The sequence below is a fragment of the Polaromonas sp. P1_F9 genome (assembly GCF_056405615.1).
Window position 1 is genome coordinate 265,620 of record NZ_JBFUBT010000004.1, and the last position, 24,309, is coordinate 289,928.

General features: G+C 63.0%; 23 protein-coding genes and 1 pseudogene. 12 read left to right on the forward strand and 12 right to left on the reverse strand.

Features of this window, described 5'->3' with window-relative positions:
- Nucleotides 1-72: 72 nt before the first annotated feature.
- From AC1DYR_RS12755 to AC1DYR_RS12770, 4 genes are all read left to right on the forward strand, one after another.
- On the forward strand, nt 73-879 hold the full coding sequence (locus tag AC1DYR_RS12755) for an isocitrate lyase/PEP mutase family protein (protein WP_477705416.1): 807 nt from the start codon (nt 73-75) through the stop codon (nt 877-879).
- A gap of 170 nt (nt 880-1,049) precedes the next feature.
- Nucleotides 1,050-1,505, forward strand: a complete 456-nt coding sequence (locus AC1DYR_RS12760; protein ID WP_477705417.1) for a carboxymuconolactone decarboxylase family protein — start codon at nt 1,050-1,052, stop codon at nt 1,503-1,505.
- 21 nt (nt 1,506-1,526) lie between these two features.
- Nucleotides 1,527-2,423, forward strand: coding sequence for a sigma-70 family RNA polymerase sigma factor (locus AC1DYR_RS12765; RefSeq protein WP_477705418.1), 897 nt, complete (start codon nt 1,527-1,529; stop codon nt 2,421-2,423).
- Nucleotides 2,420-3,880, forward strand: coding sequence for an MFS transporter (locus tag AC1DYR_RS12770; RefSeq protein ID WP_477705419.1), 1,461 nt, complete (start codon nt 2,420-2,422; stop codon nt 3,878-3,880). The genes AC1DYR_RS12765 and AC1DYR_RS12770 overlap by 4 nt, the downstream gene beginning before the upstream one ends.
- Nucleotides 3,881-3,951: 71 nt before the next feature.
- Here AC1DYR_RS12770 and AC1DYR_RS12775 read toward each other — a convergent pair whose 3' ends face one another.
- Nucleotides 3,952-4,356 (reverse strand): DoxX family protein, encoded by a 405-nt coding sequence (locus AC1DYR_RS12775; RefSeq protein WP_477669939.1) that lies wholly within the window; start codon nt 4,354-4,356, stop codon nt 3,952-3,954.
- A gap of 289 nt (nt 4,357-4,645) precedes the next feature.
- Here AC1DYR_RS12775 and paoA point away from each other — a divergent pair, with 289 nt between their 5' ends.
- The 5 genes from paoA to AC1DYR_RS12800 all read left to right on the forward strand — a co-directional run bounded on the left by paoA (nt 4,646) and on the right by AC1DYR_RS12800 (nt 9,955).
- Nucleotides 4,646-5,296 carry an aldehyde dehydrogenase iron-sulfur subunit PaoA gene (paoA, locus tag AC1DYR_RS12780; RefSeq protein WP_477705420.1) on the forward strand — a complete coding sequence of 217 codons (651 nt, stop codon included), beginning with the start codon at nt 4,646-4,648 and terminating at the stop codon, nt 5,294-5,296.
- Complete coding sequence (locus tag AC1DYR_RS12785; RefSeq protein WP_477705421.1) at nt 5,293-6,249, forward strand: FAD binding domain-containing protein; 957 nt, start codon at nt 5,293-5,295, stop codon at nt 6,247-6,249. The genes paoA and AC1DYR_RS12785 overlap by 4 nt, the downstream gene beginning before the upstream one ends.
- Entirely contained in the window at nt 6,246-8,456 is a 2,211-nt protein-coding gene (paoC, locus tag AC1DYR_RS12790) for an aldehyde oxidoreductase molybdenum-binding subunit PaoC (protein ID WP_477705422.1), read from the forward strand. Before AC1DYR_RS12785 ends, paoC begins: the two co-directional genes overlap by 4 nt.
- A gap of 273 nt (nt 8,457-8,729) precedes the next feature.
- On the forward strand, nt 8,730-9,560 hold the full coding sequence (locus AC1DYR_RS12795; RefSeq protein ID WP_477705423.1) for a hypothetical protein: 831 nt from the start codon (nt 8,730-8,732) through the stop codon (nt 9,558-9,560).
- Nucleotides 9,560-9,955, forward strand: coding sequence for a hypothetical protein (locus AC1DYR_RS12800; protein WP_477705424.1), 396 nt, complete (start codon nt 9,560-9,562; stop codon nt 9,953-9,955). Before AC1DYR_RS12795 ends, AC1DYR_RS12800 begins: the two co-directional genes overlap by 1 nt.
- Before the next feature lie 33 nt (nt 9,956-9,988).
- On the opposite strand, the gene AC1DYR_RS12805 is transcribed toward AC1DYR_RS12800, so the two are convergent.
- A complete protein-coding gene (locus AC1DYR_RS12805; RefSeq protein ID WP_477705425.1) occupies nt 9,989-10,453 on the reverse strand; it encodes an Lrp/AsnC family transcriptional regulator in 465 nt (154 codons plus the stop codon).
- Between the two features lie 228 nt (nt 10,454-10,681).
- On the opposite strand from AC1DYR_RS12805, the gene AC1DYR_RS12810 reads away from it, so the two are divergent.
- On the forward strand, nt 10,682-11,722 hold the full coding sequence (locus AC1DYR_RS12810; RefSeq protein WP_477647590.1) for a 1-aminocyclopropane-1-carboxylate deaminase: 1,041 nt from the start codon (nt 10,682-10,684) through the stop codon (nt 11,720-11,722).
- 332 nt (nt 11,723-12,054) lie between these two features.
- On the opposite strand, the gene AC1DYR_RS12815 is transcribed toward AC1DYR_RS12810, so the two are convergent.
- The 3 genes and pseudogenes from AC1DYR_RS12815 to AC1DYR_RS12825 all read right to left on the reverse strand — a co-directional run bounded on the left by AC1DYR_RS12815 (nt 12,055) and on the right by AC1DYR_RS12825 (nt 16,017).
- A complete protein-coding gene (locus tag AC1DYR_RS12815) occupies nt 12,055-13,290 on the reverse strand; it encodes an ABC transporter substrate-binding protein (RefSeq protein WP_477705426.1) in 1,236 nt (411 codons plus the stop codon).
- Between the two features lie 59 nt (nt 13,291-13,349).
- Nucleotides 13,350-15,293 (reverse strand): hypothetical protein, encoded by a 1,944-nt coding sequence (locus AC1DYR_RS12820; protein ID WP_477705427.1) that lies wholly within the window; start codon nt 15,291-15,293, stop codon nt 13,350-13,352.
- 356 nt (nt 15,294-15,649) lie between these two features.
- Nucleotides 15,650-16,017 (reverse strand): annotated as a pseudogene (locus AC1DYR_RS12825) (YkvA family protein).
- 559 nt (nt 16,018-16,576) lie between these two features.
- Between AC1DYR_RS12825 and AC1DYR_RS12830 the strand changes: the two are divergent.
- Nucleotides 16,577-17,668: a sigma 54-interacting transcriptional regulator gene (locus AC1DYR_RS12830; protein ID WP_477705428.1), complete on the forward strand. Its 1,092-nt coding sequence runs from the start codon at nt 16,577-16,579 to the stop codon at nt 17,666-17,668.
- A gap of 8 nt (nt 17,669-17,676) precedes the next feature.
- On the forward strand, nt 17,677-18,255 hold the full coding sequence (locus tag AC1DYR_RS12835) for an SPOR domain-containing protein (protein WP_477705429.1): 579 nt from the start codon (nt 17,677-17,679) through the stop codon (nt 18,253-18,255).
- A 4-nt stretch (nt 18,256-18,259) separates the two neighbouring features.
- Here the strand turns inward: AC1DYR_RS12835 and AC1DYR_RS12840 are convergent, their stop codons facing one another.
- The 7 genes from AC1DYR_RS12840 to AC1DYR_RS12870 form a co-directional block, all read right to left on the reverse strand.
- Nucleotides 18,260-18,544, reverse strand: coding sequence for a 7(1) septoil knot domain-containing protein (locus tag AC1DYR_RS12840; RefSeq protein WP_477669966.1), 285 nt, complete (start codon nt 18,542-18,544; stop codon nt 18,260-18,262).
- A 60-nt stretch (nt 18,545-18,604) separates the two neighbouring features.
- Nucleotides 18,605-19,438: a hypothetical protein gene (locus AC1DYR_RS12845; RefSeq protein ID WP_477705430.1), complete on the reverse strand. Its 834-nt coding sequence runs from the start codon at nt 19,436-19,438 to the stop codon at nt 18,605-18,607.
- Between the two features lie 196 nt (nt 19,439-19,634).
- Nucleotides 19,635-20,372 carry a hypothetical protein gene (locus tag AC1DYR_RS12850; RefSeq protein WP_477705431.1) on the reverse strand — a complete coding sequence of 246 codons (738 nt, stop codon included), beginning with the start codon at nt 20,370-20,372 and terminating at the stop codon, nt 19,635-19,637.
- Nucleotides 20,373-20,648: 276 nt separating this feature from the next.
- Complete coding sequence (locus AC1DYR_RS12855) at nt 20,649-21,317, reverse strand: hypothetical protein (RefSeq protein ID WP_477669969.1); 669 nt, start codon at nt 21,315-21,317, stop codon at nt 20,649-20,651.
- 52 nt (nt 21,318-21,369) lie between these two features.
- Nucleotides 21,370-22,041 carry a hypothetical protein gene (locus AC1DYR_RS12860; protein ID WP_477705432.1) on the reverse strand — a complete coding sequence of 224 codons (672 nt, stop codon included), beginning with the start codon at nt 22,039-22,041 and terminating at the stop codon, nt 21,370-21,372.
- 13 nt (nt 22,042-22,054) lie between these two features.
- Nucleotides 22,055-22,306, reverse strand: coding sequence for a hypothetical protein (locus AC1DYR_RS12865; RefSeq protein ID WP_477705433.1), 252 nt, complete (start codon nt 22,304-22,306; stop codon nt 22,055-22,057).
- A 28-nt stretch (nt 22,307-22,334) separates the two neighbouring features.
- Entirely contained in the window at nt 22,335-24,185 is a 1,851-nt protein-coding gene (locus AC1DYR_RS12870) for a GNAT family N-acetyltransferase (protein WP_477705434.1), read from the reverse strand.
- Nucleotides 24,186-24,309 lie beyond the last annotated feature (124 nt).

Sequence of the window (24,309 nt, forward strand, 5' to 3'; positions counted from 1 at the left end):
CAGCCGCTTCAGCCCGGCTTGCTAAGCTGTGCGCCTCGATTCTCCAATCCCGCCAACAACGACGGAGCCGCCATGCAAGTCCTTCACCACCAACAATTCGCCCAACTTCACCAGGCGCCCCACGGCGTTTTGCTGCTGCCCAATGCCTGGGACGCTGCCAGCGCCAAAATCTTTGAAGCCTCCGGTGCCAAAGCCGTCGCCACCAGCAGCGCGTCGCTGGCCTGGGCCTGCGGCTATGCCGACGGCGGCGCCTTGCCGCCCGACGAGTTGCTCGATGCCGTCGCCCGCATCACCCGCGTCTTGAGCCTGCCGCTGACCGTCGACATGGAAGACGGCTACGGCGAGAGCCCTGCCGAGGTAGGCCGCCTGGCCGCCGAGCTGGTCGCCGTGGGAGCGGCTGGCATCAACCTCGAAGACGGCGGCGGTGCCCCAGCCCTGCTGGCCGACAAGATCAAGGCCATACGCAGCGCGCTCAAAGGCGCACCGCTTTTTATCAATGCCCGCACCGATGTCTACCTGCGCAGGCTCAAAGTCGAGGGCACGCCGGCCCAGGCCAGCATCGCCCGCCTGAAGCTGTACCAGCAGGCCGGCGCTGACGGTGCCTTTGTCCCCGGCCTCACTGCCTTGCCTGACGTGCGGGAAATCTGCGAAGCCGTCAGCCTGCCGCTGAACCTGATGGCCATGCCCGGACTGCCGGCCATTGCCGAGTTGCAAGCCGCCGGCGTGCGGCGCGTCAGCGTAGGGCCGGCGCCTTTCCAGGTGGCTTACGAACACGCCCGAACCAGCGTTGAAGCCTTGCTGAAACAGGACCTGTCGCCGCTGCTCGGCCCCAAGCTGGACTATTCGGCGATGAACACCTTGTTGAACACGCCACGCTAGAGCGCACAGGCGCTTGCCCGCTATCGCCTGTATTCCTTTGGGGATCAGGCGATTTTTCATTTATTTCATCTTTTTTTGAAGGCAGGCGTCACAACGCGTCACAAACGGCAAAGCTGAATCGTCAATACGGTGTGACACCCAACTTTTGAACTCTTTTTAAAGGAAACACCATGACTGCCCCTATCGCTAACACCGCCGCCAACACTGCCCCCGTCCGCATCGACCTCGCGATTCCTGATGTCTACCCCGCCCTGCTCAAGGTCAGTCAAACCATTGGCGCCCAGGGCCTGGACAAAAAACTGCACCACCTGGTTCACCTGCGCGCCTCGCAAATCAACGGCTGCGCTTTCTGCGTCAAGATGCACCTGCGGGAAGCCCGTGAAGACGGCGAAACCCAGGACAGGCTGGACCGCCTCGTCGTCTGGGCGCATGTCAATGACTTCAGTGAAGCCGAGAAAGCCGCACTGGCCTGGACGGAAGCGCTGACCACGCTCGACCACAAGACCGACTACGCCAGCCTGCGCGGCCGCCTGCGCCAATCGTTCAGCGACAAGGAAATCGGCGCGCTGACCGCTACCATCGGCATGATCAATCTCTGGAACCGCATCCAGGTTTCGGCACACTGATCCAGACCGAGGCGAACGCACATGACAGGCATCGACCCCACCGCCGTGTTCGAAGAAAGGCGCAGACACCTGTTTGGCCTCGCCTACCGCATCCTCGGTTCACGGGCTGATGCCGAAGACGCCGTGCAGGACGTCTTCATCAAATGGCTGGCGGCCGACCACGCGGGCATCGCAACACCCGCCGCCTGGCTCACCGCCATCTGCACGCGCCATTGCATCGACATGCTGCGCGACGCCCAGCGCAGCCGGGTCGACTATGTCGGTACCTGGCTACCCGAACCCATCCACACGCAAACCGAAGACACACCGGAAACACATGCCCTGCTGGCCTCATCGCTGAGCATGGCCTTTTTGCTACTGCTCGAACGCCTCACGCCCAAAGAGCGCGCAGCCTACCTGCTTCATGAAATTTTTGAGACGCCTTATGCCGAAGTGGCCGAGATGCTGGACATGGAAGAAGCCGCCTGCCGCAAGCTGGTCTCCCGCGCCAGCACCAGCATCGCCCAGGGCAAAGTCCGGCACGTAACACCGCCCAAGGTGCAGGACGACCTGCTCACCGCCTTCCGCGAAGCCATCACCGCCGGCAGCACCGAATCGCTCGCCAGCCTGCTTTCGGACGACATCGCCCTGAGCGCCGACAGCGGCGGCAAGGTCGCTTCGGTGGAAGGCATCTTCCAGGGCAAGGGCAGCGTGCTCACCCTGCTGACGACGCAACTGGCCCGCTACTGGGCCCATTACGAATGGGTGCCCTGCGAGATCAACGGTGGCCGCGCCATCCAGCTGCGGACGAGCACCGGCGAGATCGCCGCCGCCATCACCTTTGCCTACAACGACGAAGGCAAGGCCAACAACATCTTCATCATGCGCAACCCGGACAAGCTTGACGGGCTGGCCTTCGGACCCGAGGCGCTGGAATGAACAACACCTCAAGCAACACATCAGGCATCGCTCCCACAGGCTGGATCGCCCTGCTGACCGGCGTCAATGCCATCCGCACCCTGGCGCTGGTCGGCGGCGTCGCACTGCATGCCATCAACCTCTACATCGGCACCACCATCCTGCCATCCGTCGTACGCGACATTGGCGGGCTCGAATACTACGCGTGGAACACCGCCCTCTTCGTGGTGGCTTCCATCATCAGCGCCGCCATGGCGACGCAGGTGCTGGGCAAGCTCGGGCCGCGCTTTGCCTATGTGCTCGGCGCCGCGATCTTTGCCGTGGGCTCGCTCGCCTGTGCGCTGGCGCTTTCCATGCCCGTCATGCTGGCCGGGCGTGTGGTGCAGGGCTTTGGCGGTGGCCTGCTGCTGGCCCTGCCCTACGCCATGATTCGCCTGCTGTATGACGAGGCCTTGTGGTCCCGCGCCATCGGCCTGCTGTCGGGTATGTGGGGCGTGGCCACACTGGTGGGGCCCGCCATAGGGGGCGTGTTTGCCCAGATGGATGCCTGGCGCTGGGCGTTTGGCGCGCTCATTCCGGCGGCGGTTCTGTTCACCGTGCTCGCCGTCTGCGTGATCCCACGGCACAACTCCATCAGCAGCCCGCCGACATCCGTACCGTGGATGCAGTTGCTCCTGCTGGCCGGCGCGGTCTTCGCCGTTTCTGCTGGCAGCGTCAGCACACAAGTCATGTGGAATGCGGCCGGTGTAGGTGCAGCGGTTGCGCTCAGCGCGTTGCTGGTCATCGTCGACAAGCACGCCGCCAACCGCCTGTTGCCGCAGGATGCGTTTCGCCCCGGGGCGCTGGGCGCCCTTTACCTCGCGATGGGGCTGCTGGGCATGACGGTCACCAGCACGGAGATTTTTTCGCCGCTTTTCTTCCAGGTCCTGCATGCCCAAACGCCGCTGGTCTCAGGCTACCTCGCCGCCATCATGTCGGCAGGCTGGACGCTGGGCTCACTCATCAGCTCAAGCGCGACCGGCACCCGGGCCAGTCTGGCAATTCGCATTGCACCGGTGCTGGCACTGGCGGGCCTGGTGGGCATGGCAGTGCTGATGCCCGCACCAAGCAACGGCGGCTGGCAAGTGCTGGCGCCCATCTGCGCCGCCATGGTGGCTGTGGGTTTTGCCGTCGGCATCGCCTGGCCGCACCTGAGCACGCGTGTGCTGCAGATTGCGCCATCTGGCGAAGAAGACCTCGCGGCATCTTCCATCATGACGGTGGAGCTGTTTGCCACCGCCATGGGCGCGGCCCTGGCCGGCATGGTCGCCAACCTCGGTGGCCTGTCCAACCCCGGCGGTGTACCCGGAACTGCGAGCGCGGCTCAATGGCTCTTCGCCGCGTTCGCCCTGGCACCCGCGCTGTGCCTGCTGACTTCACGGAAAACGGCGAAGCCAGGCCCGCCTGCCCTCAGGCAGACAGCCAACAGCGCCGCATAAGGTGTGAGGCGTGAAAAAGCCGGCGCACCCGCAAAGGATGCACCGGCTTTACACCGAGGTTGGCGTCTTGCTTACTTCCGCGAACGCAGCGCGTCAACGCTCCATGCACCACCGCCGGCAGCGGCAAAGAACAAAAACACAAAGCAGAACAACACGGCCGACTCGCCACCATTCAGCATCGGCGCCGCCACAAAGCCTTTAGACGCATGGCCAATGAAATAGGCAAATGCCAGCAAGCCCGACAACACAAACGCCACAGGCCGCGTGAACAAGCCAATCAACAGCAGCGCACCGCCAAAGAGCTCAAGAATCCCGGCAAAGCCGATCAGTGACAACACCTGCAGCCCGTCGAAATAGGCCACGTGGGGAAAGCCCAGCAGCTTGGCCGTGCCATGCTGAATAAGCAAATAAGCAGAAACAATGCGAAGCACCGACAAGGCGCGTGAAGTCAGTTGGTCGTTTTGGGCAAAAGCCATGAGGTTCCCTCCGTTAAAAGGGTGTCTGACAGGGGAAGGAGGAATAAGTTCAGTGCGAATTAAGTTTTAGAAATCGAACGGGTAAGCAGCCTCACCAATTCCGCAGATAAGCCGTCAAATGCCTCGCACCTCTCGGGTCAGACTTCAGCGGAATTCAACCGTGCAGCGGCAGTGGCGGCAACCGACTCCCCTCCAAGCCTGTTTCCTACAGCGCAATCGGCCCTGCTCCGGGATGCTGGCGGTTACCTCGCCACTCCCCACTCCCTCTTGAAGGACAAAGGCAGAAGCCATGGAAAGCCCCACCGATGCACTCACCATCTCCCGGCGAGGTATCCTGATCGCTAGTGCCGCCTCAGCGGCGGTCAACACCATGCCATCAGACGCCACCGCAGCCCCCTCTTCACCGCTCGCCGCGCCCGGCTCCGTCCCTCAGGGACGCGTGACCCTCGAGGTCAACGGCACGGCCCACACCCTGAACCTGGACACGCGCACCACGCTGCTCGATGCCTTGCGCGAGCATCTGCACCTCACCGGCACCAAAAAGGGCTGCGACCACGGCCAATGCGGCGCCTGTACCGTGCTGCTCGACGGGCAGCGCATCAATTCCTGCCTGACGCTGGCCGTGATGCATGAGGGCAGCAAGGTGACCACCATCGAAGGGCTGGGAACCTTGCAGCGCATGCACCCGCTGCAGACAGCCTTCGTCAAGCATGACGGCTATCAGTGCGGTTACTGCACGCCGGGCCAGATCTGCTCTGCCGTCGGCGCACTTGACGAGCTGCGCCGGGGCGTCCCCAGCCACGTCAGCGCAGATATCACCGCGCGGCCGCTGCTCTCGCCCGACGAGCTTCGCGAGCGCATGAGTGGCAACATCTGCCGCTGCGGTGCTTACTCCAACATCGTTGAAGCCATCACTGAAGTGGCGGGGGGGCAGGCATGAAACCCTTCACGTATGAACGCGCCACCTCGCCGGCGCAAGCCGCCGCAGCGGTGGCCCGCAACCCGGCGGCAAAATTCATCGCCGGCGGCACCAACCTGCTTGATTTGATGAAGCTGCAGATCGAAGCGCCTGCGCACCTGGTCGACGTGAACGGGCTGGCGCTGGACAAGATTGAAGCGACGCCCGAGGGCGGCCTGCGTGTGGGGGCGATGGTTCGCAACACCGCGCTGGCCTCCGACGAGCGCGTGCGGCGCGACTACGGCGTGCTGTCGCGGGCCTTGCTCGCCGGTGCCTCGGGCCAGCTGCGCAACAAGGCGACCACCGCCGGCAACCTGCTGCAGCGCACACGCTGCCCCTACTTTTACGACACCGACCAGCCCTGCAACAAGCGCCAGCCGGGCAGCGGCTGCAGCGCCATCGGGGGCGTGAACCGCCAGCACGGCATCATCGGCACCAGCCAGGCCTGCATCGCCACCCACCCGAGTGATATGGCTGTTGCCATGCGCGTGCTCGACGCAACGGTAGAAACCGTGCGGGCCGACGGGCTTGCGCGCGTCATACCGATTGCCGACTTTCACCGGCTGCCAGGCGAAACGCCGCACATCGAAACCACGCTGGAGCCCGGTGAGCTGATCACCGCCGTGACGCTGCCGCGCCCGGCCGGCGGCGTGCACATCTACCGCAAGGTGCGTGACCGCGCCTCTTACGCCTTCGCGCTCGTTTCCGTGGCGGCCATCGTGCAGCGTGATGGCTCCGGCAAGGTCGCCCTGGGCGGCGTGGCGCACAAGCCCTGGCGCGTTGAAGCCGCAGAGGCCGCCATGCCGCAAGGTGCGCGGGCTCTTGCGGCCGGCGTGCTGGCCGGCGCAACGCCGACACATGACAACGCCTTCAAATTGCCACTGGCAGAGCGAACCATCGCCGCCGTGCTGGCCCAGGCGAGGAGCGCATCGTGAAATTCGACACCCCTGCCACCACCAACCCCATTGACCAGCTCAAGGTCATCGGCAAACCGACCGACCGCATTGACGGCCCGCTCAAAACCACCGGCACCGCACCCTACGCCTACGAGCGCCACGACGCCGCACCGGACGCGGCTTACGGCTACGTCGTAGGCGCCGGCATCGCCAAGGGCCGCATCGCGTCGATGGATCTGCGCGCGGCCCGCACCGCGCCGGGCGTGCTGGCCATCGTCACGGCAGAGAACGCCGGCAAGCTCACCAAGGGCAGCTTCAACACGGCCAGGCTGCTGGGCGGGCCGGAGATTGAGCACTACCACCAGGCCGTGGCGCTGGTGGTGGCCAACACGTTTGAGCAGGCGCGCGCCGCCGCGCAACTCGTACGCATCACCTATGAGAGCACGCCGGGCAAGTTCAACCTGGCATCTGAAAAAGACGGCGCGCCGCTGGCCAAGGCCTCTGATTTTTCGGGCGAGCCTGAGACCAAGGTGGGCGATTTCGCGGGCGCCTTTGCCGCGGCGCCTGTGCAGCTGGACGCCACCTACACCACGCCCGACCAGTCCCACGCGATGATGGAGCCGCACGCCACCATCGCAGCGTGGACGGGCGACAAGCTCACAGTATGGACAGCCAATCAGATGATCGACTGGGGCGTGGGCGATCTGGCCAAGACGCTGGACATCCCCAAAGCCAACGTCAGGCTGGTGTCGCCCTTTATCGGCGGGGGCTTCGGTGGCAAGCTTTTCCTGCGTGCCGATGTGCTGCTGGCCGCGCTGGGTGCACGCGCGGTGCGGCGGCCGGTCAAGGTCGCGCTGCCGCGGCCGCTGATGATGAACAACACCACGCACCGGCCCGCCACCATCCAGCGCATACGCCTGGGGGCGGGGCGCGACGGCAAGCTCACGTCCATCGGCCATGAGGGCTGGTCAGGCGACCTGCCCGGCGGCGGGCCCGAGACCGCGGTGAACCAGACGCGCCTGCTTTACGCCGGCGCCAACCGTATGACCGCCACACGGCTGGCCGTACTCGACCTGCCCGAGGGCAATGCGATGCGCGCACCGGGCGAGGCGCCCGGCCTGATGGCGCTCGAGATTGCGATGGATGAAATGGCCGAGAAGCTGGGCATGGACCCGGTGGAGTTTCGCGTGCTGAATGACACACAGGTAGACCCTGAAAAACCCGAACGCGCTTACTCCCAGCGCCAGTTGATTCAATGCCTGAGAACCGGTGCGCAAACCTTCGGCTGGAGCCGGCGCGTAGCCAAACCGGGCCAGCTGCGTGAAGGGCGCTGGCTGGTGGGCCTGGGCGTTGCCTCGGCTTTTCGCAACAACCTGACGATGACGTCTGGTGCGCGCGTGCGGCTGGACAACACAGGCCTCGTCACGGTTGAAACCGACATGACCGATATCGGTACGGGCACCTACACCGTCATTGCGCAGACCGCCGCTGAAGTCATGGGCGTGCCGCTGCAAAAGGTGTTTGTGCGGCTGGGCGACTCCGCCTTTCCCGTGTCGGCCGGTTCCGGCGGGCAATGGGGCGCCAACAGCTCCACGTCGGGCGTGTACGCCGCCTGCATGAAGCTGCGAGAAGCCATCGCCCAAAAACTGGGAATGACCCAGGGCGACATCACGTTTGCCGACGGCATGGTCAGCGCGGGTGGGCGCTCTGTGCCGCTGGCTGAAGCTGCCGGTGCCCAGGGCCTCGTCGCCGAAGACACCATCGAGTTCGGCGACCTGGGCAAGAAAGTCCAGCAGTCAACCTTCGGCGCGCACTTTGTGGAAGTGGGCGTCGACATCTACACCGGCGAGATTCGCGTGCGGCGCATGCTGGCCGTCTGCGCCGCGGGCCGCATCCTCAACCCCAAGAGCGCGCGCAGCCAGGTGATAGGCGCGATGACCATGGGCGTGGGCGCGGCGCTGATGGAAGAACTCGCCGTCGACAAGCGTCACGGCTTTTTCGTGAACCACGACCTGGTGGGCTACGAGGTGCCGGTGCACGCCGACATTCCGCACCAGGACGTGATCTTCCTGGAAGAGACCGACCCGACCTCATCGCCGATGAAGGCCAAGGGCGTGGGTGAACTCGGCATCTGCGGCGTGGGCGCGGCAGTGGCCAATGCGGTCTACAACGCCACCGGCGCGCGGGTGCGCCACTACCCGATCACACTGGACAAAGTGCTGGACAGCCTGCCGGCGCTGGTGTGAGCGCCGGCGCGCCTCATCACGCCGGCGGCGGGTGTGGAAAACACCTTAAAAATGCCTGTTTCAGGCGTAAAAAGTGCCTGAAACCCAATCAGGACATGCGCAAGCAGCTCCTGATTTAATAGCGCCTCCGTTCAACCCCGAACCCCCTTGCGCAAGCCCACCGGCGAGCGGAACGGCGGCCCGCCGCACCGCTGGAACAAGTCCTACACAGCTGCGTGTTCGCGCGCACTAGGATCGGTTTTACCTGTGAATCCGTTCCGTACTGACGGTGCCATGTCAACCCGCCCTTTTCGCCTCGCCACACGACTGATCCTGGCGTCAGCCCTGGCTGCTGCGTGCCTGGGCACCGCTGCGCAGGACAAAGCCGCAGGCACACTGCCGCAAGTCACCATCGCCGCCAAGGCAAACCGGGACCCCGTCGAAAAGTCCTACCGCAAGATGGTCCGCGGCATGGACCTTTTCGAGAAGCAGCGCGCCGCCATGGCGCCCAACGCGTCGCTGCGCTTCAAACTCTTGCCGCGCAAGCGCGAGACGGAGATGGACCGCATCGAGATGGAGGTCATCGGGACGACGGTGGCGTTTGATGTGGCGGTGGCGCCGGACCACACCTTTACGATGGAGCGTGACCCCAAGGCGTTTGACGAGAACGCACAGGTGATTCCGAACCGGAAGGCGCAGACCATGACGTGGCGCACCGAGATCCGCACGCCGGGCCTGCCGCCCAACACGCGGCGGCTGGGAGACTTGCGGCTGGAATGCCAGGTGGGCATGGAGGCGGGGCTGGTGTCGAACACCACCAACGTGATCGGCCGGCTGGCGCGGGTGATTCTGGACACACCCGCCTATTGCGACAGGAAGGCGCCGCTTTACCTTTTCTTTGCAGACCGGCCTTTGTTCAGCGTGGCCATGGTCAATGGCCCGCGACGGGAGATTCTTTCCATCGACAAGCTGTACGCCGCCGCCAGCGACGACCTCAACCTGAACGGCGACCTGCCGTATTGCGACTGCGAGGTGCTGGTAGACCGCACTTACGTCTTGCCGCTAGGCGACCGAAGCTGGCCGGACGACACGCTGGTGGAGTTTGAGTACATGGACGGGCCGTGATGAAAACCTTGCCCCATCAAACGTTGCGGCATGCCGGTGCGATGCTGCTTGCCTGCCTGTGGCTGGCCGGCTGCGCGGGCCCGGGGGGATTGTTCGGCCCTGAGGAAGCGCCGCCGCCTTTTCGCGACCCGGCCATGACGATGGAAAGCGCGCAGGGCGCCATCGTGGCCGGCCAGTCCACCAAGGCCGATGTGGCCGCAGCGCTGGGCGACGCCGCCACGTCGGTGAAGTTCGACAGCGGATTCGAGGTGTGGGTCTACCGGAAAAAAACGCCGCACCCCACGGTGACCAACCCGGAGCTGGTGATTCTGTTCACGCCTGCCGGCATTGTTAAAAAGACGCGGATCCGCCCGGCGTATTCGGCTGACCCGGCTTATGAAGAGCGCAAGGATTGACTGCGCAATTGATTCAGGGCCCACCCCGCCACCTCAGACCGGAATGACGGTCGTCTCGAACACTTCCTTGAGGCACACAAAGGTGCGCACCTGCCGCACGCCGGGCAGGGCCACGAGCTGGGCGGTGTGCATCTCGTTGAACGAGTCGATGCTTTTGATGCGCAGCTTCACAAAATAATCAAACTCACCGGTGACCAGCTGCACCTCGAGGCAACCCGTGAGGCCGGCGGCGGCTTTTTCAAATGCGGCGAATGAGTCGGTGGTGGAGCGGTCGAGCACGACACCGATGATGACCAGGCCGTTGTAGCCCAGCGCACGCGGGTTGACCAGCGCCACGGTCTTGCGAATCAGCCCCAGCTCCTTGAGCTTGGCCACCCGCCTGGAGCAGGCCGGTGCGCTGAGGTTGGTTTTTTCGGCCAGCTGCATGTTGGGCAATGAGGCGTCTTGCTGCAGCAGCTTCAGGAGCTTGCGGTCTACCCGGTCGAGTTCTTTTTCCATTGGGGGATTGTACAAATCTTGCATCAAATGGCAATTCAACAAAATAAATTGTGCGTTTATTCAGTTCAAATATTTCAGAGTCGCTTTATTCGCTGAAGTATGCAATTCATTCCACAGCCCCGGCGATACGATTTGAACCAGGACTGCACCCAACCCTTCACCCACATGCCCTCCTTCTTTGCGGCCATTTCAGTCTACGCACCAGGGCTTCAACCGAGAAAGACCTCCATGCCTACCCCACTCCAATATCCGCTCCAGCTCCAGAAATTTGCGAAGCACTCCCTGACCTTCGGGCCCAGCCCGATACAGCCGCTCAAGCGACTGAGCGCCCACCTGGGCGGCAAGGTCGAGCTGTTTGCCAAGCGCGAAGACTGCAACAGCGGCCTGGCGTTCGGCGGCAACAAGACGCGCAAGATGGAATACCTGATCCCCGAGGCGCTGGCGCAGGGCTGCGACACGCTGGTGTCGATCGGCGGCATCCAGTCCAACCAGACGCGCCAGGTCGCGGCGGTGGCGGCGCACCTGGGCATGAAGTGCGTGCTGGTGCAGGAGAACTGGGTCAACTACTCCGACGCGGTGTATGACCGCGTGGGCAATATCGAAATGTCGCGCATCATGGGCGCCGACGTGCGCCTGGACGCGGCCGGTTTTGACATCGGCATCCGCCCGAGCTGGGAGCAGGCGATGGAAGACGTGCGCAAAAAGGGCGGCAAGCCCTTCCCGATTCCGGCGGGCTGTTCAGAGCACCCGTATGGCGGCCTGGGGTTTGTCGGCTTTGCCGAAGAAGTGCGTGCGCAGGAGGCCGAGCTGGGCTTCAAGTTTGACTACATCGTGGTGTGCTCCGTCACCGGCAGCACGCAGGCCGGCATGGTGGTGGGCTTTGCGGCAGACGGCCGTGCCGACCGGGTGATCGGCATCGATGCGTCGGCCAAGCCCGCCCAAACCCACGCGCAGATTGTGCGCATCGCGCAGAACACCGCCAAGCTGGTGGAGCTGGGCCGCCCCATCACCGAGAAAGACGTCGTGCTGGACACCCGCTATGGCGGCCCTGAATATGGCCTGCCGTCTGAAGGCACGCTGGAGGCGATTCGCCTGTGCGCCCGCCAGGAGGGCATGCTGACCGACCCGGTGTACGAAGGCAAGTCGATGCAGGGCATGATCGACATGGTTCGGCGCGGTGAGTTTCCGGCCGGCTCCCGCGTGCTGTATGCGCACCTGGGCGGCGTGCCGGCGCTCAATGCCTACAGCTTCCTTTTCCGCAATGGTTGACCTGCAACGGCTGAACATGAAAACGCCTCACACACTGGACGAGGCGCCGGGGCCGGACACGCTGCATCAATGGGTGGAGTTGGCCTCCATCTGAGCGTGAGCATTGGAGTTTTGCTATCAATTAAATAGCTGTTCGCGCACGAAACTATTGGGCTGCAGGCCTTTTTAATGCCTGAAAAGCGGGTTCCAGCGCCTTTGCGCGGCCCACCGGCACTTTCACATGCCAAAAGCGCTTGAAAAAGGCCATTTTCAAGCATTAAAAGTGGCGGAAGCCCAATAAGAGCATGCGCGAGCAGCTATGTTTTTAATAGCAAACTGCCGCCGGTAAAACGCTAGGTCCGGTCTTTCCAGCGCGTCATCTCCCATGACGGCAGGCCGCGAAGGTCACCGACCTTTGCGCTCTGGAATTCCGTGATGGCGGGTTTGGCACCCAGCCGCTCGTACGCCTGTTTGGCCAGCGGCGCGGTTTGCACGAAGACACTTTTCACCTGCGCCCAGCTCAAGGGCTGCGGAATGATTTTCGCGCCGGCAATCATTTTGGACGTGGCGAACAAGGCCAGCGCGTCACCTTCGGTGGACCAGGACCAGCCGCGGCGGAACACGACTTCGTCGCGAACCACCTTGGCGCCATCCGCCGGCGACAGGCCCCAATACGACTTGACCAGCTGCGACACGGCCTCGGGGTCGGCTTCGCTGAGAACGCTCACGGCCTCCTGCTGCGCCAGCAGAAAGGCCAGCACGAGGTTGGGGTGTTTTTCCACGATGTTGTTATGCACGATGCGGAAGGACCGGTGCAGGTAATAGCCGTCTGGATAGAAAGGCGAATTCTTCACCGAGGGAAGCAGGATGCCGGCGCCCTTGCCGGCTGGCCCGTCGTAATGCCCTTCGGTGTGGCCGTAGGAGTTCATCACAGCCACCGTGCCCGTGGCCTGCGCCTTCAGGAAGGCCGGGTACACGGCCAATGTGGCGTCCATGCCGCTGGGCACCTGGGCAGCTTCGGGCAAGGTGGGCAGGTGCACCATGCGGATGCCGTGCGCGGCCGGGTCGGGGTTGCCCAGCTCATAGCGCAGGATTTGCGTGAACGCGTTGTACGGGTCTGCGCCCACCAGCGTGCCGACCGTCTTGCCCTTGAGGTCCTGCACGTTGCGGATGGGCGAGTCCTTGCGCGTGCACAGCAAAAAGCGCAGCCGCCCTTCCGCCACCGACACCAGGCTGAAAGGAAGCTTTGCCACGATGGCGCGCAACGTCGGCGTGTTGCCCCACATGGCCATGTCGAGCTGGCCGGCAGCCAGCGCCTCGACCTGCGGGGCTGCAGCGGGGTAGGCGCGGTAATCCATGGTGAGGTCGTAGCCGAACCCTGCAGCGTGTTTTTCGATCAGCTTTTTATTGATCATGTGCTGCGTGATCGGCGAGTTGCCTGCCGCCCACGGAACCCAGCCATAGGACATCGTGAACGGCTTGCCGGCCTGCGCGCGGGCAAGGTGCGCCAGCCCCACCGTCGCTGCGCCGGCCAGGCCCGCGCCCTGGCGCAGCCAGTGCCTGCGCGTCAACATTGATCTGCCGGCCATAAAGACCCCTCTTTCACGTGAAGAACAGCCACGCGGACCCGACGACGCAAACCTGCAGCTCACGCGGCCGGCAGGCTCACGCCCTCGTGTTTCGCATGGTGTTCGTGGTCTATTCTTTCCAGGAGCTCATACACCTCGCACGGCTCATCCTTCGGGCCCAGCGGCACTGTGGCCACCAGCCTGAAACGGAAAAACCGCGCGGCCGCAAGCGCCACCGCCCGGCTGGCGGCGACGTTCACGCCCAGCGCATTGGCCTGCCGCGCCAGCGCCCGAGCCCGGTCCAGCGGTGCGCCCACTGCGGTAAATGTCAGGTGATCCCAGGTGCCGAAGTTGCCGACTGTGGCATTGCCAAAATCCAGGCCGAAGCGCGGCGGCTTCACCGGTGCATCAAGGCCTTCGGCCAGCGCCTTCATGGAGTCCACCGCGCGCAGGGCCGCCTCGCAGGCGTAACCGGCCGGGTTGGACACATTGAGCGGTGTGTTCCACAGCGCGACGGCGGTACAGCTTTCGTAGCGGTCCATCATGCCCTTGCCCTGCGCCACTTCCACCGCCAGGATCTGCAGGTAGTGGTCGGCGTGCGGCGACCAGGTCATGGCCGTGGCGTGGTGCTCGTCCAGCGCAGCGCACAGCACGGCCAGCTCGCGTTGCTCGACGCCGGCCTGCGGCGTCAGGCGGTTGGCAATGAAATGCTGCACCAGCGGCCGCGGCACGTAACGCGAAAAGCCCTGCAGCGCAATGCGTGCCAGCGCCAGCGACTCCTGCAGGCGGCGCACCTCGGCGATGTCGCTGTCCTGCGGAATGTCGCTGTCGAATTCAAATTGCCGGATGTGCCTGGCCGATCGCACCAGGTTCTTCAAGGGCCTGGCCAGCCGGTTGGCCATCCAGAACAGCATGGGCATCAGCAGCACCAGCCCGGCCACGCCCACCCCCAGCAGCATCCACCGCATGCGCCGCACCTGCGCCAGCAGCAGGTTCTGGTCGGACACCAGGGCCACATAGGCCTTGCGGCTGAACACGCCTTCGACCGGCATCACCACTGCGGCAAAACGCCGGCCGTCGGCGCCATCGACCGACTGAATCGGCGTATCTTTCACAGAGGCCTGTGTCATCAGCGGCGGCAACGCGGCATACAGGGGGTCATTCAGCGCGGCAAGGCTCACGGGCCGGCCGGACGCCAGCAGACGGCGCAGGCGGTCCGCATCGGACCAGCCCCAGACGCGTCCCTGCTCATCAAAGAGGATCAGCTCGGCATGGCTTTCCTGGCTGCGCGCACGCAGAAAATCCGAGAGGCCCGCGACCGTGAACGTTACTGCCGCGACGCCGCCCTTCGGCCCGCTGAGCGGCCGCGACAACGCCATGCCGAACTCCGCCGGAAGCTGCAGCATAAAAGGATCGGTGGCCTGGAAGGTGCCCAGGTTCAACTCGCTCACCCCCTCGTACCAGGGCCTGCTGCGGGGGTCGTAGCGGTTGCCCCAGGGACGCCGTTCGCTGGCGATGGCGGTCATTTGCTGGTCGTAAAAAACCCATTCCTCCACCCGCTTTTCGTGTTCGTCGACCCGGATGATCTGCTCGGCGTAGCGGGCTTCCGGCAATGATTTGGCCCAGGCCCGGTCGCGTTCGGTGCGCAGCACCATGCTTTGCAGGTAACTGCCGTCCGGATAACCGAACACCAGCGAGGCGATCTGGGGATAGCGGTTTTGCATCGACATCTGCATGCGCTGCACTGAAATGTCGTTCTCGCCTTCGAGGCCGGCGTGCGTGTCGTTGGTGGTGGCTTCCAGCCAGGCACGGGCCGGCTCCTGAAAGCGCAGCAGCTGCTCCTGCGTGCGGCGGCCCAGTTGCTCCAGCTCGCGCTGCGCACCGTCCAGCACGATGCGGCTTGCCGCCAGCTCGGCCAATACCATGAGCGCCACAACAAGCACCGTACCCAGCGCGGCATAGGTCCAGAACAGGTGGGAGCGAATCGACCTGGCGTGAAAAGTCAGCGACTTCAACTTTTTCAAGCGTGTCCCCCTGCTGTGCTTGTTTGACCGCAAGATACGCTGCAGTAATACCTTTGACAAGGCGGTTGCTACTGCCCGCGAGGTATCTTTTCACCTTCCACATTTTGTGACGTTTGTCAGAATTTTCAGCGTGACGGCTTACAGGGGGAGCATCACCAGAAATACAAATTTTCGGGCGCCAGCATGGATACAGCTGGTGACATCGGTGCGGTCTGTTTGCGACATGTACTGCCGGAGTACACACCCCGGGGCTAGAACAGAAGCGCTACATGCGGGCGGTCGCCTTGCCGATTTGCTTTGTAGTGCACTGGATCACTGAATCAAGAGGCCTGCGATTGAGCGAAACGGTGCGGGAGCTATAACCTCGGCTGGGCAAGCCAGATCCACAAAGCCGCGGCGAATCCGATCCAGACCAGCAAGATCACGAGCGCAGCAATCCGGCTGCGCGGCTTTGAGCCCTGCGTCTTCACCCACTCATCGGCCCGGTCGCGGCAATCGGCGAGCTCCTCTGGGGGCAAGAGCCTGATGGTCAACCAGATCAGCCCCGGGAGCAACAAAAAACATCGTCCAGATAGCCAAGCACCGGGATGAAATCGGGGATGAGGTCGATGGGACTCAGCGCGTAGCCCACCACGAAGAGCCCCAGCGCCTTGACATACCAGAGCGTCAATCCATCGCGCTTGATCCGCCTGGCCCAATTGTCGAGTTTGCCGCGCACCGTCATGCGTGCAAGCATGCCACAGCCATCGGAGTGATCACATCAATTGCAACGAATCCGTCGGTTTGCAGACTGCCGTTTACCAGGGCCCGCCGAGGATCTGTGAAAAAGATGTTGAGTTTTGCGAGCCGATCCGTGTATGCCCTACCTGTCAGTTCTGACAGGGGGATGAGGGTTGTGAATGGAGCGATTTGGAAGGTCACAGGCCTTGGGTGTTTCCAGAAAATCCGATACTCATTCGCGAGTTTGTAAGGCGTAATAAGTATCGACCAGGTATCGACGATCAGACAAGAGTAGCCATCGCCACGCAAGGCTTGTCAACACTTGCAAGCGCCAGCCGTATTGGCGAAAGGCTGTCCGATTGACTGTGAAAAGAGGCAAAAATTCCTGAGAGCGTCACCGCACCTCAAATGCAACTCACACATTCTGCTTACAGAAGTTTGAAGCTGGAATTCAGTGAATAGTTGCGTCAGCCTTCAGTGCAGTTCAGCAGCCAGGTCAATCACGAATTTTCGGTACTAATTGCTCCTGCAATTGGAGGATGTGAGGGGTTGGCAATTCTCTTATGTTTGCGCTTCCAGGCACTCGGTTTCTTCTTGCTTCCTCGCGAAAGCAGGCAGAAGCCCCTGAAGTAGCCGCAATAAAACGGGGGATGTTAATGAGTGCAAGATTCGGCTTCCAATTGCTGGGATCCTCGGAATCCCTGGCGAAAGTGCGTACGCAGATCGAGCGTGTCGCCAGAGTTGATGCGGCGGTTCTCGTCGAAGGTGAAACAGGCACCGGAAAGGAAATGGTGGCACGGGCCATTCACTATGGCAGCAAGAGGGCCGACCGCGCTTTTGTTCCGGTCAATTGCGGAGCACTCGCGGAAACTCTGGTGGAAAGTGAGCTCTTCGGCCACGAGCGTGGGGCTTTCACCGACGCAAAAGTTGCCTCGCTCGGGCTTGTCAGCGAAGCCGGCGGCGGCACACTTTTCCTTGACGAGGTCGACGCGCTCAGCCTCAAGGCCCAAGCCGCGCTGCTGCGCTTTTTGCAAGACGGCAGTTACCGCCGCGTCGGCGGGAGTTCAACCAAACAGTCTGACGTTCGTATCGTCGTGGCCAGCAACGCCAACCTCAACGAGCTTGCCGAAGCACGCCGTTTTCGCAAGGACTTGCTGTATCGCATCAACGTGTTGTCGGTCTATCTGCCAACGTTGCGCGAGCGCGGCGACGACGGGATCGAACTTGCCAGGATTTTCCTGACGCGGCTTGGCCACCATCACGGAAGGCCGCAGGTTCGCCTGACGCCCGCATCTATCGCATTCATCCAGAGCTACACGTGGCCGGGTAATGTGCGTGAGCTCGAAAATGTTGTTCAGCGGGCTTTCTTGCTCAGCGACAGCAACGAAGTCGATATAAGCCAGGCAGTGTCCCGACCCCGCGGCGAGCGTCCCGCTGCCGAATCGGCGGTCTTTCGTACAGCCAAGCAGCAGGCCGTCACGGAGTTCGAGCGGCTGTATGTGAGCCGCTTGCTGATGCAAACCAACGGCAACCTGACTCAGGCGGCACTGATCGCGGGACAGGATCGCAGCGCTTTCGGACGGCTGGTGCGCAAACACAGCCTGAGCCCCAGCCGGGCCCAGACCACCACCGCTGCCCGCGCCGGTGAAGCCTGAGGCCGAGCGTGCTTGCGAAGTACGGCATTGTCCTGTTGACCCTGGTATTCGGCATGGTGGCCTTCGCCGCCGGGTTGCTTGCGCCTTCCTCATTCAAGGAAGGGGTGACAAAAACAGCGCAACAAATCGGAGCGAAAATCCCGGGCCGGGCCGCTCCAGGCACGACGGCGGCTTCCACACCAACCGCAGCATCTGGCAGCACACCGGCCACCACTGCCGCTTCTGCAACCGCTTCTACAGCCGCTGCGGCCCCGGCAAGCGCGCCGGCCCCCGCGGCATCGTCACCCCTGCCTGCGGCCAGCCTGATATTGCCGACAGTGGCCACGGCTTCTCCCAGCTTCGCGCTGCAGGCGGCGCAGTTTTCGACGGCGCAGCCCGCCAGCCAGCTGGCTTCGTCAATACAGGCACAAGGTGTCACCAGCACGGTCGTGCTGATGGGCGAGCCCGAGGGCGGTTCATGGTCAGTGGTCACCGTCGGGCGTTTTGGCAGCGCGGACGAAGCACTGTCCCAACGCAACTACCTATCGCTCAAGCTCGGGCTGCCACCCAATATGGGCACCATCACACTGCCGCCCCCACCCAAATAGCAACTCAGCGCAGCAAATGCGCTACCGGATGCCGCTGCTGTTTGTTGACCCAACCAGCCTGGCCGTAGGTGTCGACATAGCAGACCGCGAGCTGCGCCATTCCAAGCGAGCAAAAGTAGACGTACAGGTTCGCATCCTGCTTCGGGGCCATGTACCAAAGCCACGGACGCGTGGCCAGCCCCCAGCTGCCAACCCGGTGCACGAGCAGGTCGGCCTGGCCGAGGTCACTGACGAGCGCGACACGGATGTCGGCGTCACCCATCGTGGGGGATTCATAGATTCGGGGCATGGATTCCTTTGCTGTCGGGGCTCACCTGCCGTCGCCGGTGCGCGGCCTGCCGGATCGGGGTCATTTGTGTTTCAGACCGCCTGCGACTTCGGCACGGCACTTCACACAATACTCCATCGCGTGACCCGCACTGACCTCGCTGGTGGCGTGGTGGTGCACATTGGTCAGCGCACCGTGCTGCTGGATGTCGTTCCAGGCCATGAACGAAGACTCCTTCGCCGCGTAGTCATGCCAGCTGTCCATGCCGGTCATGCTTTTGGCAAGGCCGTCGAGCGTAGCCTGGCGTTGCTGCACGAGCGTGCCATGTTCCGCAATGCGGGTTGCCTCGGCCGCCTGGTACTTGCTCATGAGCAGGTTCTTGCGCGCATTTTTGGTGTTGGCGCCGAAGGTCGGTGCAGCTGCCGGCACATAAGCCGGTACGGCTGGTACCAGCCCGGCCGTGAACGCGTCGAGGTGTGCTGCCGCATGGGTGTTGCCGCGCTGGTTCAGTTCCTGGTGTGCGGCGATGAGGCTGTGCCCTTCGGCGCAGGAAAGCCCGCGTTTGTCCTCAGCCGGAGTCTGCTGGACATGCCGGTCCATGAGTTTTTGTGCAAGCGGATGGGCCGCGTGGTTGGCCTTCATATAGGCCACACGGGCCTGGTATTTCGGTACGCCGGCGCCTCCGTCCGGGACCGGTGTTTTGGCCCAGGCGGTGTTTTTTCCGGTCACAGACAGCGAAGCATCACCGCCCGTCAGGCGCCCTCCGCCAGGCGCTGTGACCGTCATCGTCGCATGCACGAGGTCTCGCGGTGGAGCAGCGGTGGAAGGCGATGCCGTACGCGTCGTCTTCGGGCCTGACTGCGCTGTGACCGGCTTGGACAGCGCCGGAGACTGGGGTTGTCGTTTGGATGCCATGGCTTATTCCCTCTGAAAACGTGCATATTTTTTCCCGGGTGACACGACCGGTATCTGTAACCTGGCTCCGGACTGCGAAAATTGCCGCATGCCGGGCTCGTGCCCTACAGCGCAACGGCCGCGCAGCCGCCCGCACGGCCAGCGTGCCGGTTGCGCTGTGTTTGAGACGGCCTGAATCCCCGTTTCTCCCCGCCATCTACATGCCGACGCCGCGGCCGGTGTCGAGTTGTGCCGCAACAAGGCGGCGCCGGTCTTCTTCAACCGCAGACAGATGGCCACCTGGATCAGTTACTTCAGCTGCCTGCTTCCTGAATTTTTTGGCAGTGGACTGCAACTGTGGGCCCTGCAGTGCAGGCAGCCGCGGATGACTCAATATCTCCGACCCGTAGGCCTCCATTTCCCGTTGCGGGCTGGTCGTGGCCTTCATGACTGCGGGGCTTTTACGCTGCGCGACGTGTGCCATCTCATGACCAACAGTGCGAACGAGCTTGCGAAAGCTGTCCGTGTTCTCGTCACGAGTGATCTCTTCCAGCGCACGTTTTCCGTAATTTTTTTTCATCGTCAGCGTGATTGGCTTGGTCCTGTCCTTCCTGGCGCTGTAGCCGCCACCGGTCGAAGCATGACCGGCCTCATCCCTCACCTTGACCTTGTCGGGCATCGGCAGTGTGCCGTCAGTGGCCCGATGGACTTCAGTCGCGGTGGCTTTTGTAACCGCACGTAGCGACAGGTGGCTCGGATGTGATTTCGGCAACGCATTGCGCGTGGCCATAACGTTGGCAAACATGTCCCAATGGTCGAGCGGCGCTCGGCCCTGCGCCGCTCGCTGCTTGACCGCCAGCTGGGTCTTTGTCGGTGGTTTCACGGCTGGCGCCACGCCCACGCCCTGCTGCGGACCCGGGTTTTGCGCAGAGGCATTTTTCTTTCTGAGTAGCATGATGTTTCCTTTCAGGTTCAGAATGCGAAGCCCGGGCCAGTCACCCACCGGACAGGGCTCAGCGGTGGTTCGGTCAGGGTCATGTCATTGGCCATTTCGCGCAGGCTGCTGAGGTCAAGCCGGGGAGTCGCGCCGCGCCAGCGCCAACGGCGGCAGCATGCAGCGAGCCGAGATAGCGACGTGTCGACGGCTTGAAGGCGGCGTCCCTCGCAAAATTGGCGCGACGCGCCGTCCTGGCCCATGCCATGCTTTACCTGCCCGGCGCGATGCGCGCTCTCATTTTCCCGCCTGCTTGTACATGTCGGCGAGGCCGGCGCGCTGTTCGGTGACAACGTCCTTCAGATGGTTTTCATGCGTGGCATCGATATGTCCGGTGCTCCGGATGCGCGTGAGCATCTCAAGCTGGCGGTCCATACCCCACTCTGCGTCCTTTTTAGGCACCACGCCCTGCTGCGAAGGGTTATCGAAGGGACGGGCATCGTGAATCGTCGGTTTGCCGAAGAGCGTCGCGGGCGTGGCTGTTGACCGGAACTCGACCTCAAGCGTTGCCGCGTAGTGGTCCTGCGTCGTGCCCATCGGGCCGGCGAATGGTACCTGGCCATGATGAGCGTTCAGCAGGTAGGCTCGGTGGTGCTCGACCACTGCACCGCTTCCGGTCGTGAGCTTGCGCCGGTGTTGCGTTTTATTCATCGCCGAAGCCGGCAGGCGTTTGCTCAGAGAAGCACCGGCGCCGCTTTTCCTCGAACTGCCGGCGGCCTGGTGCAGGGAGTCGGGACTCATGTGGTCGACCTCAACCGGTGCCTTCGATGGGGTCTTTTTGTAGACCGACTGCTGCGCGTGCGTGCCGATGACTTTTTTGGGGCCGCGTATCGGCCCATAATTGCTGGGCGCCGGGCCCAGCCTGTCCTTGGCGGTCTGGTCCGCCGTGTACCGTCTCGATGCCATGGTCAAACTCCTGGTGGGTTAAGAAAAAACGCGGGTTTATCCACGCCACGTGTCAAAAGCCGTGCGTTTTATAGAGATCAGCCAGTTCACTACGCTGCTCGGTCACCACATCCATCAGGTGCTGTTCGTGCTCGCCCGTGATGTGCCCGGTGTTCTTGATGCGCTTGACCATGTCGAGCTGCCGGTCCATACCCCATTCGGCATCGAGTTTCGACACCACTCCCTGCTGCGACGGCTTATCGAACGGCCGCGGATCGTGAATCGTCGATTGACCGAACAAGGTGGGCGGCGTCGCGGTCGAACGGAACTCGACCTCAAGCACCGCCGCGTAGTGGTCCTGGGTTGTGTTCATGGGGCCGGCGAACGGTACCTGCCCGTGATGCGCGTTGAGCAGATAGGCCCGATGCGCCTCGACCGCCTTGCCGCTACCGGTTGTGAGCTTGCGCCTGTGCTGGGTCTTGTTCATCGCAGCGGCCGGCAGCCGCTTGCTCAGAGATGCACCGCCACCGCTCTTGCGCGAGCTGCCAAGGGCCTGGTGCAGCGAGTCGGGACTCATATGGTCGACCTCGACCGACGCTTTTGACGGTGTTTTTTTATAAGTCGACTGCTGCGTGTACGTGCCGAGCTCCTGCTTCGCGCGTTTGATCGGCGGGAAGTTGCTAGGAGCAGGACCAAGCAGGTCTTTGCTGATCTGGTCGGCTTTGCGTTTGCGGCTGGCTGCCATGGTCGATCTCCAGTTAGGGTTGAAAACGCTTCAGGAAGGTCCAGGCGGCGGCGCCGCTCTTCATGGAGTAACCGATTGGCTGATGCAACGAGTCGGGGTTCATATGGTCGACCTCCACCAATGCGCCCGATGACGCCTTCTTGCAGGTCAATTGCCGCGCATGGCTACCGATCTCGAGCTTGGGCTGCTTGACTTTTGGGTGACAGCTCCGCGCCGGTTCGAGCTTGCTTTTGCCGATCTCTCCAACCCTTCTTTTGCATTCCATGGTTTCTTCTCCTTCGTTGAAAACAGCGTCAACGCACCAGCGGCTCCCCGATGCATTCGCACACGGCCGCGAGCCGGCGCTCGAGTTCGTCGTGAGTGCAGGCAAGCGCGCCAGGCAGCGCGAGGTGCATGAAGCGGTAACCCACATCGTCGCCGCGCGACTCGTGCCCGAGCGTGTCAAACCCGGCTTTCTCGAGCAGCCGGTGCGAGCGCGTGTTGCCCTCATGCACCGAGGTGAACAGGTGCCACACCGGTCCGCCGGCGAGGCTTGCCGTAAGCAACCGCACCGCACGCGCACCCAAACCAGTGCCTTGGTGATCGACACCTATCCAGAAATGAATATGCGCCATATCAGCCTCGCGTCGCAAACCAATGGCACCTACAAGACCAAAATTCCGGTGAACCACTGCATATTCGGTCCCCTCGCGGCCGGCTACATAGGCAAGATAGGTTTGCGCCTCCGCTTCACAGGTAATTGGCGGCAATCCGGCCACCACGGCGATGTTCGGGTCCCGGTATTGATGCAGCCACGCCGGAATATGCAAGACATCAAGTGGCTCGAGCGATAGCTCATCGTCACGCATCGCGTCGGCTTCATACCAGTTGCTGGCCTGCCAATTGGCCAGCCGGCGCTCCAGCAGCTCATGCATGCCTTGCGCCTCAAGATGACCGGCATCCATGCGCAGACATTCCCGTACGATGCGCAATGCGGTGGCGCTGCGCCCGGTTTCCGCCTCCAGCCGCGCACGCAGCAGTAGCCGATCGGTGCGAGAAGCCGTCGGCGAATCGCTGTCGGGAGTTTCGGCGAGCACATCACGCGCCAGCGCCCACTGACCCACATGCACAAGCAAGCCCGCCAGGTCTGTCCCGGCATCACAACGTTGACGCTGTGTCATCTGCTGCCACGTGCGTGCCAGGCTGCGGTGCAGTGTTTGCAGTGCACTTTCGTCCGCAGCGTCCAGCAGGCGAAGATCAAGGCTATCGAGGATGGATTGGAGAGCCCAGGGATCATGACCCGAGCAGCGCAGGCGAAAATTGATTTCGTCAACGCTCTCCACGGGACTGTGGGGAGCCCCGTGCCACCAGCGCTCCGCTGGATGGTCTTCATCTAACGCATCGACCAGACTGCTCCAGCTTGCAGCATCCATGCCGATGGCATCGTCGCGGCAGGCCATATGCTGAATGCATCCCGATGCACCCCACTCCAGATGCGCAACATGTGCACCGGCGCTTTCCTGATGCATGCCAAGCGCATGGAAATTGACCGGCAGTCCCAGTTCACCAGGAGCGAGTTGTTCAGGAAGCGCCATGCAGTTAAGCCTGATTTGCCGTTCATCGGCAATTCCCTGGTCCGCCGCCAGCAGCAAATAGCGTCCAGCAGAAAAATCGGCAAGCGCATCCAGCAGGGACAGTGCGGCGTTTGAAAGCAGAACACTGGCACTGATCAGGCTGGCGCGGTAATGGCCCAGCAGCGCGGAAGCGGCTGAGGCAAGCTCATCCTCCGCCAAAGCCTGCCATTCAGAAGCCAGCGCAAAACGGCCTTCGCTGCCTGGCTGCGCCTGTACCCGCGCCTGCAATAGTTCGCCGTAGTGCACACCGTACAGTTCTGCCGGCAATGCGGAGAACCCGCCTGCCGTCATCGCGACCACCGGGTTGCGTGACCCGAACAGGGCAAAGCGGTTCGCACCGAGCAAAAGCGGGTGGCCGCGCCGAGCCTGCCAGCTTGCCTGGTCAAGCCAGCCGCGCGCGACAAAAGGCTGAAGTGCCGGCTGTTTGAGCAGCGCCAGTGCCGGTTCTTCGCCGGCCAGCGGGCACAGCACATACCGGACGGGCCAGCCGAGCATGCCGCAGGCATGCATCTCATCGCGCAAAGTGGTCAACACCACCGCAGCCAGGGCGCCGTCATCCGGGCCCATGTTCAGGATGTAGAGTGGTTGGGACAAATCCAGGCCACCCAGGCGTTCAAGCCTGCTCCAGTACATAACTACGGCATGCGCCCAGGCG